General features: G+C 65.5%; 6 protein-coding genes. 1 reads left to right on the forward strand and 5 read right to left on the reverse strand.

Going from position 1 to position 12,600, the window contains the following annotated elements; genetic code table 11:
• Positions 1-42: 42 nt before the first annotated feature.
• A complete protein-coding gene (locus ACMGT0_RS16500) occupies positions 43-8,337 on the reverse strand; it encodes an amino acid adenylation domain-containing protein (RefSeq protein ID WP_416769001.1) in 8,295 nt (2,764 codons plus the stop codon).
• Positions 8,338-8,785: 448 nt separating this feature from the next.
• Between ACMGT0_RS16500 and ACMGT0_RS16505 the strand changes: the two genes are divergently transcribed.
• Positions 8,786-9,661, forward strand: a complete 876-nt coding sequence (locus ACMGT0_RS16505) for an NAD(P)-dependent oxidoreductase (RefSeq protein WP_416769002.1) — start codon at positions 8,786-8,788, stop codon at positions 9,659-9,661.
• Between the two features lie 544 nt (positions 9,662-10,205).
• Here the strand turns inward: ACMGT0_RS16505 and ACMGT0_RS16510 are convergent.
• The 4 genes from ACMGT0_RS16510 to ACMGT0_RS16525 form a co-directional block, all read right to left on the reverse strand.
• Positions 10,206-10,724, reverse strand: coding sequence for a cytochrome P460 family protein (locus ACMGT0_RS16510; protein WP_416769003.1), 519 nt, complete (start codon positions 10,722-10,724; stop codon positions 10,206-10,208).
• Between the two features lie 205 nt (positions 10,725-10,929).
• A complete protein-coding gene (locus tag ACMGT0_RS16515; RefSeq protein ID WP_416769004.1) occupies positions 10,930-11,358 on the reverse strand; it encodes a copper chaperone PCu(A)C in 429 nt (142 codons plus the stop codon).
• Between the two features lie 72 nt (positions 11,359-11,430).
• On the reverse strand, positions 11,431-12,036 hold the full coding sequence (locus ACMGT0_RS16520) for an SCO family protein (RefSeq protein ID WP_054059497.1): 606 nt from the start codon (positions 12,034-12,036) through the stop codon (positions 11,431-11,433).
• Between the two features lie 106 nt (positions 12,037-12,142).
• Entirely contained in the window at positions 12,143-12,550 is a 408-nt protein-coding gene (locus ACMGT0_RS16525) for a DUF2946 domain-containing protein (protein WP_081006023.1), read from the reverse strand.
• Positions 12,551-12,600: the final 50 nt, after the last annotated feature.

Here is a 12,600-nt window from a genome sequence, read left to right on the forward strand (position 1 = left end):
ACGCCGCGACCCGGCCTTATGGGCCGGGACGTTCTCAGGGTCTCAAGGGGAAGCGCGGGTTTCCTGCGCCTGGGTAAAGAGGTAATCGAGCAGCGCCTCGATGGTCGGATGATCGAACATCACCCGCATCGGCAACTCGATGCCCAGCAGATCGTCGATACGGGCGACGATGCGGGTCGCCAGCAACGAGTGACCACCCAGTTGGAAGAAGTTGTCGGTGAGACCGACCCGCTCGCAGCGCAGCACCTCGCACCAGATCTCGGCCAGAGCCCGTTCGATCGGGGTGCTCGGCGCCACATGGGTCTGCAGCGCATAGGCGGTTTCGTCGGGCCGCGGCAGCGCCTGGCGGTCGAGCTTGCCGTTGGTGGTCAGCGGCAGGCAGTCGAGGCGTACGTAGGCGGCGGGCACCATGTGCTCCGGCAACGCTGCCGCCAACTGCGTGCGCAGCTCATGGACAGCCGGTGCGGCCCCATCGGCCACCGTGTAGTAGGCCACCAGCCGCGGTTCGCCCGGTTGCTCATCGCGGGCGATCACCGCCGCCTCGCGCACGCCCGGACAGCCGCCCAGGCAGGCTTCGATTTCAGCCAGTTCGATACGGTAGCCGCGGATCTTCACCTGGAAGTCGTTACGCCCCAGGTATTCCAGGCTGCCATCGGCGCGGTAGCGCGCCAGGTCGCCGGTGCGGTACAGGCGATCGCCAGCGACGAAGGGGCTGTCGATGAAGCGTTCGGCGGTCAGTTGCGCGCGGTTCAGGTAGCCGCGGGCAACGCCGGCACCGCCGATGTGGATCTCGCCTTCGACACCGATCGGCACCGGTTGCCCCGCCGCATCGAGCAGATAGCAACGCAGGTCCGCCAGCGGCCGGCCAATGGCACTGGCGCCGGAACGCTCGGCATCTTCGGCGCGCAGTGCCAGGTAGGTGGCATGCACGGTGATCTCGGTGATGCCGTACATGTTCACCAGTTGCGTGTCGCTGTTGCGCGGGTCGGCGAACCACGGCTTGAGCAGAGTGGTTTCCAGCGCCTCGCCACCGAACACCACGCAACGCAGGCTGTGGGTCGCCTCGCTGCGGCCCTGGGCTTGCAGCAGGCCACGGAAGGCGCTGGGCGTCTGGTTCAGCACGGTCACCTGCTGCTCGCAGAGCAGCCGGTAGAAGTCTGCCGGAGCGCGACAGGTCGACGCCGGGACGATCACCAGGCGCCCGCCGTGCAACAGTGCGCCCCAGATTTCCCAGACCGAGAAGTCGAAGGCGAAGGAATGGAACAGGGTCCACACATCGCCGGCATTGAATGCGAACTGCGCCGCGGTGCTGGCGAACAGCCTGGCCACCTGACGGTGCTCGATCATCACGCCCTTGGGTTGGCCGGTGGAGCCGGAGGTATAGATGACATAGGCCAGGTTGGCCGGGGTCAGGCCCAGGCGCGCCGGGTCGAGGTTGTCCGCCGGGCCGTCGGCCCAGGTTTCACGATCCAGTTCCAGGCATTCGGGAGCATTCGCCAGAGCGTGAAGCGGCTCGGCCAACAGCGTGCGCGTGGCCTGATGAACGAGCACCAGCGCCACCCCACTGTCCTGCAGCAGATAGGCCAGGCGCTCGGCGGGATACGCCGGATCCAGCGGCACATAAGCGCCGCCGGCCTTGAGGATGGCGAGCAGGCCCACCAGCATCTCCAGGGAGCGCTCGACACACAGCCCGACCCGCACTTCCGGACCCACCCCGCGCTGGCGCAGGTGATGGGCCAGGCGGTTGGCCCGGGCATTCAGCTCGCCATAGCTGAGGCTCGTGCCCTCGAAGCTCACCGCCATTGCCGAAGGCTGGCGGGCGACCTGCCGCTCGAACGCTGGGTGCAGGCAGTCGCTGACGCCGGTGTGCGGCGCGGGTGGATTCCAGGTCTGCAACAACTGCCGACGCTCCTCCGGCGGCAGGATATCCAGCCGGTCGGCACGGCTTTGCGGTGCCTCTTCAAGGGCCCGGACCAGGCTTTCCAGCGCCTGCCGCATCATCGCGCAGGTGCGTTGTGCATCCAGTGCCGCGCAGACCTGGGCGCCGATGCGGAAACCTTCGCCGCTGTCGTCCACGGCCAGCACCAGCGGGTAGTTGGTGCGTTCTTCGCCGCCCAGCACCTCGATGCCCTTCCAGGCGCCGGAAGTCGAGTCACCGCCCTCGGTGGCCCGTTCGCTATGGCGATAGTTGAGCAGGCTGGTGAACAGCGGCGTTGGCGAGGCGATGGCACTGCACCGCTGGGCCAGGGCCAGCGAGGCGTGTTCGTGCTCGAACAGTTGAGTCAGCAGCCCATGGGTGCGGCGCACGCAGGCGGCCACGCCCTCGGCGGCCAGGTCGATGCGGATCGGCAAGGTGTTGATGAACGGCCCGAGGATGCGCTCGGCGCCCTCGCCGCCGTACAGGCGACCGAACAATACGGTGCCGAAGATCACGTCGTGGCGACTGGAAGTGTGCGCCACCACCTGGCCCCAGGCGACATGGAACAGGCTGGCCGGGCTCACTCCCAGGGCCTGGGCCGACTGCCGCAGGCGCTGGCCCAGGCCATTGTCAAGCATCAACCGGGCCTCGTTGACCCCGCTGCCATCGCCCTGGATATCGAGCAGGCCGAACGGTGCCGACGGTTGACTGATGCCGGCCAGCATACCGCGGAAGAACTGTTCCTGGGCCTGCTGGTCGCCGCCCCTGATCCGCTGGGCAATGAAGTTGCGGTACGGCAGCGCCGGCAACAGGCTGGCCGCCTTGCCGTCAAGCACTGCCTCGACCTCGGCATTGAGCTGTTTCAGCGAAGTGTTGTCGTCAATGATGTGATGGAACAGGCGCAGGCCGAGCCAGCGGTCGTTGGCCTCGTCCCGGGCGATGACCAGGCGCATCAGCGGCGCACGGTCCAGCGGCAGGCGGAATTGCCGGGGATCGAAGCGCTGGCGCAATTGCGTGGCGATATCACCCTCGGCCGGATCCAGCTGCAGCTCCTCGACCAGGCCGTCGACCTGACGCCAGACCACCTGCACCGGCTCTTCCAGGTCATCCCAGAACACCGAGGTACGCAGGATGTCGTGGCGCTCGATCACGCTTTGCAGCGCCCGTACATAACGTTCCAGGGTCGGCCGGTCGCTGAAGCTCATCAGGCACCAGAGCAGGTAGGGATCGCCGTTGCGCGCCATCAGGTGGTGGAACAGCATGCCTTCCTGCAACGGCGACAACGGGTAGATATCCTGGACGTTGTCCGCACCGCCCTGCACCGTGGCCAGGATGGCGTCGATCTGTGCTTGCGTCAGGCTGACCAGCGGCAGGCAGTCAGGGGTGATCGGCTGGCCACGAACGATGGCATTGGCCGGAATGGGGGCGGCCAGTTCCGCCACTTCGACCCCGGCGGCCAGTTCGCGCAGCACCGGGACACTGAACATCAGTCGGGCATCGAGTTCGATGCCCTGTCGTCGCAGGCGCTCGAGGACCCGCAGGGCCGACAGCGAATGCCCGCCCAGGGCGAAGAAGTTGTCATCGCGGCCGATCCGCTCGCGACCGAGCACATGGGCCCAGGCTTCGGCCAGGGCGATTTCCACCGGACCTTGCGGAGCACTGAAGGGGCGCGTGCCGAAGGCATTGTCGTCAGGCGCCGGCAGTGCCTTGCGGTCGAGCTTGCCGTTGGCGGTCAGCGGCAGGGCTTGCAGGCTGACATAGGCGGCCGGGACCATGTGCTCCGGCAGTGCCGCCGCCAGTTGCCCGCGCAGTTCCTGGACCGTCGGCACGGCACCGTCGACGACCGTGTAGTACGCCACCAGTCGTGGTTCGCCCGGCGGGTCCTCGCGGGCGATCACCAGCGCATCGCGCACCCCGGCGCAGCGTGCCAGGCAGGCTTCGACTTCGCCCAGTTCGATCCGGAACCCGCGGATCTTCACCTGGAAATCGTTACGGCCCAGGAATTCCAGGCTGCCATCGGCACGGTAGCGCGCCAGGTCGCCGGTGCGGTACAGGCGCTCACCCGGAACGAACGGGTTGTCGATAAAACGCTCGGCCGTCAGTTGCGCGCGGTTCAGGTAACCGCGGGCAACCCCGGCTCCGCCGATGTGGATCTCGCCCTCGGCACCGATCGGCAGCAACTGTCCGGCGCTGCCGAGCAGGTAGCAGCGCAGGTCCGCCAGGGGCCGGCCGATGGGGCTGCCGGTCTGCTCGGCGTCTTCGGCCCGCAGCGCCAGGTAGGTGGCATGCACGGTGATTTCGGTAATGCCGTACATGTTGACCAGTTGCGTGTCGCTGTTGCGCGGATCGGCGAACCAGGGCTTGAGCGTGGTCATCTCCAGTGCTTCGCCGCCGAAGATCACCTGGCGCAAGCTGTGGGCCGCAGTGCTGCGCGCCTGGGCACCGAGCAGGCTGCGGAAAGCGCTCGGGGTCTGGTTGAGGACCGTCACGCCCTGCTCGCAGAGCAACTGGTAGAAATCCGCCGGGGTGCGGCTGGTCAGGGTCGGCACGATCACCAGGCGTGCGCCATGCAGCAGCGCGCCCCAGATCTCCCAGACCGAGAAATCGAAGGCGAAGGAATGGAACAGCGTCCAGACATCGTCGGCGTTGAACTCGAACTGTCGGGCGGTGCTGCTGAACAGCCGCGCCACCTGGGCGTGTTCGATCATCACGCCCTTGGGCGTGCCGGTGGAACCGGAGGTGTAGATCACGTAGGCCAGGTGGTTCGGGGTCAGGCCCTGTTCCTGCGGATCGAGATTGTCGGCGGGCCGTTCGGCCCAGCGCGTGGCATCGACTTCCAGGTCCAGCAGGCGTGGCTTGCTGGCCAGGCCCTTGCAGGCGGCGGTCAGGCTCGGCCTGGCGGCGGCGTGGGTCAGCACCACTGCCGGGCTGCTGTCGGCGAGCAACAGGTTCAGGCGCTCGCTCGGATACACCGGATCGAGCGGCACGTAGGCACCGCCGGCCTTGAGGATCGCCAGCAGGCCGACCAGCATGTCCAGAGAACGCTCGACACACAGCCCCACCAGCACATCCGGGCCGACGCCAAGGGTTCGCAAGTAGCGCGCCAGGCGGTTGGCCCGGGCGTTCAGTTCGCCATAGCCGAGGGTCTGGCCTTCGAGGCTGACCGCCGGTGCCCAGGGATCGAGCGCCACCCGCTCCTCGAACAGCTGGTGCAGGCAACGTGGCGGCGGCTCGGCAGGCGTGACCGGGTTCCATTCGGTCAGCAGCCGGTGACGTTCTTCGGCACCGATCACCGAGTCGCTGTCGAGGCGGCGTTCCGGTGCATCCAGGCACTGCCCCAGCAACGCCAGGTAGTTGTCGCGCAAGCGGGTCATGGTTTCTTCCTTGAACAGATCAGCCGAGTAGTTCCAGAGCAGCGACAGAGTGTCGAGGTTGTCGGCCCGGGTGCCCCGGGGAATCACCACCACCTCGATGTCGAATTTCGCCGTCTGGTTGCTGTAGGCCTCGAACAGCGAGAGGTCGAAGCCCGGTCCCTTGAGTTGCGGGGTCTGCGAGTTGTGGAAACTGAAGGCCACCTGGAACAGCGGGTTGCGCGACAGCGAGCGGCTGGGCTGGAACTCGCGCACCAGGCGTTCGAAAGGCAGGCTTTCGTGGTCGTAGACATCGAGCATGCGCTCGGCAGTACGCCCCAGCAGCTCGCGGAAGGTCGGCGCACCGCCGAGATCGGCACGGATCACCACGCTGTTGACGAACATCCCCAGGCAACGCTCGTAGGCCACCGACTTGCGGTTGGCCACGGCGGAGCCGACCAGGAAGTCCTCGATACCGCAGCGCCGTCCCAGCCACAGCTGGAACACGGTGAACAGCGTGGTGAAGACCGTCACCCCCTCGGCATCACTGAACTGACGCAGCCTGGCGGCCAGCTCGGCCGGCAGTTCGAAGCGCAACTGCCGGCCCCGCCCGCTGCGTTGCGCCGGCCTGGGAAAATCGGTGGGCAGCGGCAGGGTGAACGGCGCGTCCTGCAGTTGCTGCCTCCAGAAGCGCATCTGCCGTTCGTATTCGGCCTCGGCCGCCTCACTCTGTTGCCAGCGGGCGTATTCGCCGTATTGCGCCCCAGGTAACGGCAGCGGGTCGCTGCGATCACCGTGATGGTACTGGTAGAGATGCAGCAGTTCTTCGAGGAACAGGTTGGCGCTCCAGCCGTCGTGCACGAAATGGTGCTCGATATGCACCAGGGCATAGGCCTCGGCCCCGCGTCGGACCAGCAGCCAGCGCACCAGTGGCAGGCATGCGACGTCGATGGCGCGGTGCACCTCCTGCTCGACCCGTTCGATGAACGCCTGTTCATCCTCCGCCGGGATATCGATGCAGGCCAGCGCGGCCCGGGCCTGGTCATGTACACGCTGATACGGCACGCCTTCGCCGTCGTCATGGAAGGTGGTGCGCAAGATCTCGTGACGGCTGACGATCTCGTCGAGGCAACGTTGCAGCAACGGTTCGTCGAGCCGGCCATGGATGCTGATCACGCTCTGGGCGTGATAGGCCCGGGCGTCGGACACCTTGTTCAGCCACCAGACGCCGCTCTGCTGGTAGGACAGCGGGGCGATAGGCGACGCTTCGGTGACAACGGCCGGGCCAGCGGCCAGGGGTTCGCTCAGTTGCCGTGCCACCTGGCGCAACGTGCCCTCGAGAAACAGGCTCTTGAGCGGCAGGTGCCGACCGCCCTGTTCGCGTACCCTGACAGTGATCTGCAAGGCACTCAGGGAGTCGCCGCCCAGGGCCAGGAAATTGTCCTCGCGCCCTACCCGATCGACCTTCAACACTTGCGCCCAGATATCCGCCAGCCACTGTTCCAGCCCGTCTGCCGGCGCGACATATTCGCGACTGATCAGCGCAGTGGCATCCGGCACCGGCAAGGCCTGGCGATCGAGCTTGCCGTTGGCATTCAGCGGCCAGTGCGTCAGGCGTACACAGGCCGCCGGCAGCATGTGTTCGGGCAGGCTCTGCCGGGCGTGCTCACGCAACCGCTGCGGGCTGATGTCGTCCGCCGCCCGGTAGTAGGCCACCAGCCGGCGTTCCCCCGGTGTGTCTTCGCGGACGATCACCAGGGACTCTTCGACACCCGGCAAGCTGTCCAGACAGGCCTCGATTTCGCCAGGCTCGATACGGAAACCGCGCACCTTGACCTGGAAATCGCTGCGGCCGAGGAACAGCAATTGGCCGTCGGCGTCGAAACGCGCCAGGTCGCCGGTGCGATACAGGCGTTCGCCGGGGGCGAAAGGGCTGTCGACAAAACGTTCGGCGGTCAATTGCGGACGATTCAGGTAGCCCCGGGCGACGCCGATACCGCCGATGAACAGCTCACCCACCTCGCCCGGGCGCACCGGCGTGCCCGCCTCGTCCAGCAGGATGGCGCTGGCCTGGCCGATCGGTTCGCCGATCGGCACGGGCGATTGCGGGTCGTGGTGTTCGTCGCAACGATAGACCGTGGCCCAGATGGTGGTTTCGGTCGGGCCATAGGCGTTGAACAGCCGCCGCCCCTTGGCCCAGGTGGCCGCCAGGGCCGGGTTCGGCGCCTCGCCCGCGAGCACCAGGGTCACCAGCTCGGGCAATGCGGCGGGGTCGCCGAGCCCGGCCAGCACCAGCGGTGGCAGGGTCGCATGGCTGATGTGCCGCTCGCGCAGCACCTGCGCCAGGTTGTCGCCGAGCAACAATGTGCCCGGCTCGACGATCTCCAGGCAGGCGCCATGGCTCAGGGCCATGACCCATTCGAACACCGAGGCATCGAAACTGAAGGAAGCGAATTGCAGCACCCGGTCGCCGGGCCCGACGGCGAACAGCGGGCCCTGGACCCGGGCCAGGTTGACCAGTCCGCGATGTTCGAGCAGCACACCCTTGGGCAGGCCGGTGGAACCCGAGGTGTAGATGACGTAGGCCAGGTGACGATCGTTCAGGCCAAGGGCCTGGGCCGGCAGGTTGTCCGCCGGACAGTCGGCCCAGGCGGCCTCGTCGGCCAGGTCGAGCACCACGGGCTGTTCGGCCAGGCCGGCCAGCGCCGGGTTCAGGCCGACGAGCGCCGGGGCATGGGTCAGCACCAGCCGCGGCGTGCAGTCGGCCAGCATGTGTGCGAGGCGTTGTGCGGGGTATGTGGGGTCCAGCGGGACATAGGCGCCGCCGGCCTTGAGCACGGCCAGCACGGCGACCAGCATCTGCGGCGAACGCTGCAGGCACAGGGCGACCCGTGTATCGGGCCCGACACCGGCTGAACGCAGGTGGTGTGCCAGGCGATTGGCCCGGGTGTTGAGTTGCTGGTAACTCAGCACCTGCCCCCTGAAACCCAGCGCCGGGGCCGAGGGATCACGCAGGACCCGGGATTCGAACAATTGCTGGATAAGCGCGGCGTTCGGTTCTCTGACCAATTCAAGCCTCTCATTCCCTGGAGGATTCACGATCAGTGACGAGGCCTGCGCAGGGATGACAGCGCTAGGGTCGACCCGATCGGCTGCGACTGCCTGGACTGTGCTGTCCGTAGCAATCTTCTTACACTGGAGGGGATTCTGTCCCACAGCGCGGATGGATAATAACCACGAATTTTGTTGGGTGGAAATACAAACTTGCGTCGTTCATGAAGGGATTTCGCGCTTTTTCTCTCCTGACCGCCTGGCTCATGCAGGGCGCGGAACCGCGTGCGACCCAGGCCATTACGGCGTTTGCACTGTATGGCAATGTATCGAAGTCGGCAGCCGATACCTTTCGAGGCATGCTGGAGGATTCTTGACATACTCCAGACGCTTGCCGCTGTGCTCAATAGCGTGTCGGGCGGCGGATGCCGTCCATGCCATCCCCTTTCGTCAGGAGTGTGTCTTCATGAAAATCGGTTTCGTCGGCCTGGGCAGCATGGGCCAGGCCATCGCCAGCAACCTGCTGAAATCCGGCCATGAACTGTGGGTGTGGAACCGTTCGCCCGCACCGGTGCAGGCACTGGTGGAACTCGGCGCCCAGGCGGCCATGCAGCCGCGCCAGGCCTTCGAAGTGGACGTGGTGTTCAGCATGCTGGCCCATGACCAGGCGATGCGTTCGGTGCTGCTCGACTCCGGTTTGCTCGATGAACTCAGGGCGCCACTGATTCACGTGAACCTGGCGACCATTGCGGTGGACTTTGCCGAGGAACTGGCCGGGTTGCACCAGGCCCGGGGGCTGACCTATATCGCCGCGCCGGTGATGGGCCGGCCGAATGTGGCGATTGCCGGGGACCTGAATATCCTGGCTGCGGGGCCGGCGGCGGCGCTGGATCAGGTGCAGCCGCTGTTCGACCTGATCGGGCGCAAGACCTGGCGCCTGGGTGAGCGTGTGGCCAGTGCCAATGCGATGAAGCTGGCGACCAACTTTCTGCTGGTGTCCGCAGTCGAGGCCATGGCCGAGGCGGCCAGCCTGGTCAAGGGGCATGGCCTGGAGTCGGCGGCGCTGATCGATCTGATTTCGACCACGATCTTTCCGGGGCCGGTCTACTCCGGGTATGGGGCGCTGATCGGCCGCAGTGAATATGGGAATGCGGCGTTCAAGGCGGTGTTGGGGCTCAAGGATGTCAATCTGATTCTGGAGGCGGCGCGCAGTGTTTCGGTGCCGATGCCAAGTGCGGAGTTGATTCGGGACAACCTGGTCGATGCGGTGGAGCATGGCGAGGGGGATATGGATCTGGCGGTGCTGGCTCGGGTCATGGAGCGGCGGGTTGGTCAAGGTTAGCAGGAGCCCTGGCGTTAAGGCTTCTCTCGTGGGCATATCCATTTGCGCGTTTAGCTGATGTGTCGGTTTCGCCCTTCACGGGCGAGTCACTTTTGCCAAGCGGCAAAAGTAACCAAAAACGCTTGCCCCTCCATTGGCCCCTCGCTACGCGAGGGGTTCCTTCGCTCCGGCCCTGTTTCGAGAGCACGCCGTGACGGGCCATCCATGGCCCAACACGGCTCGCCCGGCATCCCTGCCGGGCGACTCTCGAAACAGGACCTCCACTCAGCCGGCTGGGAACGGGGCCGGTGGATCAAAAGCAAGATCAAAAGCCAAGGCAAAAGCCAAAGCGAGATCAACAGCAAAAGCTTCGCGGCGGTACGACGTTCCGACAAGCCCTGTTCCTACAGTCTCTCGGTGTACCAGGATATTGTGAATGCCGCAGCTCTGTAAGAGCCAGGCTTGCCCGCGAATGGGCCAGCGGGGAACAGCGCCAAAACCGGATCAGCCAGAAGCGCAAGCGGCTGGCTGATCCGGTTTTGGGATTCGCGCGAACGAGCTGCCTTCAACGCGCCAATCGTGTAAACACGTAGTCACGATCCTTGACCAAGGCCTGGTGACAGGCGAAGCAGGTTTCATGCTGGCTCACATCGGCCGGCTTGCCGTTGATGAAGCGGCCAAAACCCCAACCGCCCGTGGCGGCATATTTCTTCGAATCCTTGACCATGAATTGCACGGTGGTCGAGTCCGCCGGGACCAGGGCACTGGCCGCCTCGGGCGACTGCATATGCTTCCAGGCCAGTTTGGCGAGGATGGTGCCGTCGGGGAACGGCCGGGTGTCGTTGCTGCGGTAGGCCTTGAGCGCCGTCGGGTTGCCGAGGATCGCCCGCAGTTCGTTCAGCGGCGGTCCTTGCAGTGAAGGTGCCGCCAGTTCCCATTGGCGATAGCCATCGGGGATGGTCACGCCATAGATCGGCGAAGCATTTTCCGCGTTGGATGCGCTGTTCGACGCCGGTGCCGCCAGGGCGATGCCCACCGACAGGGCCACGCCCGCCGCGGCCAATCCGCTATAAAGCCATTTCATGTCAGCATTTCCTGTGTGCCTGGGAGGCTTCACAGTCAATCGCAGCCATGTATCGCGTAGGTGTCCGCAAACCCTCGAAAAGCCGGCCAATGTATCAATGGCGGCCCCGGATACACTGTGATACACCAGACAGCGGCCGCCAATGCAAACGCCCCGACAGGTTCGACCTGCCGGGGCGTTTTCTGCCAAAACCGCAAAAGGTTTGTCAGTGAGTCATATTGCCATGATCGTGCATCGGCATTTCGGTCAGGGCACGGGCCGTGGCCTTGACCTCGATCGACTCCTTCACGCCCTTGGCGTTCTCGACCACCAGGGTCAGCGGCACACTGTCACCCTCCTTCACCTGACCGACCAGGTTCATCAGCATGATGTGGTAACCCTCGGGTGCGATGTCGACGGTCTTGCCGGCTGGCAACTCGACGGAAGCGACCGGCTGCATGCTCATGATGTCGTTCTGCATCTTCGACTCGTGGATCTGCACCAGTCTGGCGACGGGCGATTTCGCCTCCAGCAGCTTGCCCCCTTCAGCCGAAGTGATGCGCATGAAGGCACCGGTGGAGGGTTGTCCCGGCACGGTGGCACGGACCCAGGCGTCTTGCACCAGGGTGTGTGCCGAAGCGTGCAGGCTGATCATTCCAAAAATTGAAAAAACTATATATTTCAATGACTTCATTTGATTATCTCGAATTTTTCTAGATAGCGCCTGTCAGCAGACCGACATGACGGTGAGCAGATCTTCCGCGCATTGCTGGGCGGTCAGCGACGGCGACAGGCCCAGACGCAGACGACCGCGGCTGTCGTAGACAAAACTGGTCGCGGTGTGGGACAGCGTATAGCTGTCGCCAGCCGGGATCTTTTCGTAGAACACCTTGAATTCCTTGGCGGTCTGCGCGGTTTCTTCCAGGGTGCCGTACAGGGCGACGAAGCTCGGGTCGAACGCCTTGACGTAGGCGTCGAGCACCTGCGGCGTGTCGCGTTCCGGGTCGAGGGTGATGAATACCACCTGCAGCTTGTCGCCGTCCGGGCCCATCAGTTTCTTGGCGCGGGCCGCGCGAGCCAGCGCCGTCGGGCAAACCGCCGGGCACTGGGTGAAGCCGAAGAAGATCATCGGCATCAGGCCGCTGAAACTGCCGAGCAGGGTGACGTTGCCCTGGGTGTCCTTGAGCTTGAACTTGCGCCCGAGGATCTCGTCGCTCAGGTCCTTGCCGTACTTGTAGGTCAGCTTGCCGGAGCTGTCGCAGCCGGCCAGCAATCCAAGCCCGAGAACCCCGAGGCCGGCAACGACCTGGCGGCGAGTCAATAACTCATTCATGTAAACGGCCCTCTAGGTAGCCTTTGTGCAACGCAAGGGGTGATGGCCTGCTGCTCTGGCGCCACTGCGCACAGTCACGCTGCCGACCACGATTGACAAGGATGGGTCAGGCACGGGCCCGGGGTGGCGCACGCGAGCGAGAGCCGGGAAAGACCGGCGCGACGGCCCGCTGCGGGCTGAACGCAATACCGGGGTAGCCGGGCGGCGGGACTGGGCCCAGGAACAGCGCGCCATGGGAATCGGCCAATGCCGGATGCTGGAACAGCAGCGAGCAATAGCCGCATTTTTCCCAGAGCGCGAGGTGATGCGGGGAAGGTGCGGGACTGCGCTCCGGCAACAGGCCGGAACCTGCTGGAGGGCCACCACAGAGATCCTCCAGGGTCACCTGCGGCGCACGGGCCTGGCTGGACACCTGCCCGATCAACGGGCCGGCGAACACCAGCAGCATGGCGAACAGGCTCAGCCAGGCTCCAGTGCGGCGCCTGAATGTTCCCGGGGGAAGAAAGGAGGTCATGGGCAGGCAATTTACCACTGTCGCCCTGCCGACGTCGGCCGGTGCGACAA

The sequence above is a fragment of the Pseudomonas sp. RHF3.3-3 genome (assembly GCF_048069595.1).
Classification (GTDB): Bacteria; Pseudomonadota; Gammaproteobacteria; order Pseudomonadales; family Pseudomonadaceae; genus Aquipseudomonas; species Aquipseudomonas fuscovaginae_B.

What these genes read in the sequence shown, in the direction of transcription:
- ACMGT0_RS16520 (WP_054059497.1), bottom strand. Translation starts at nt 12,036, where the DNA reads ATGAATGAGTTATTGACTCGCCGCCAGGTCGTTGCCGGCCTCGGGGTT.
- ACMGT0_RS16510 (WP_416769003.1), bottom strand. Translation starts at nt 10,724, where the DNA reads ATGAAATGGCTTTATAGCGGATTGGCCGCGGCGGGCGTGGCCCTGTCG.
- ACMGT0_RS16525 (WP_081006023.1), bottom strand. Translation starts at nt 12,550, where the DNA reads ATGACCTCCTTTCTTCCCCCGGGAACATTCAGGCGCCGCACTGGAGCC.
- ACMGT0_RS16515 (WP_416769004.1), bottom strand. Translation starts at nt 11,358, where the DNA reads ATGATCAGCCTGCACGCTTCGGCACACACCCTGGTGCAAGACGCCTGG.
- ACMGT0_RS16505 (WP_416769002.1), top strand. Translation starts at nt 8,786, where the DNA reads ATGAAAATCGGTTTCGTCGGCCTGGGCAGCATGGGCCAGGCCATCGCC.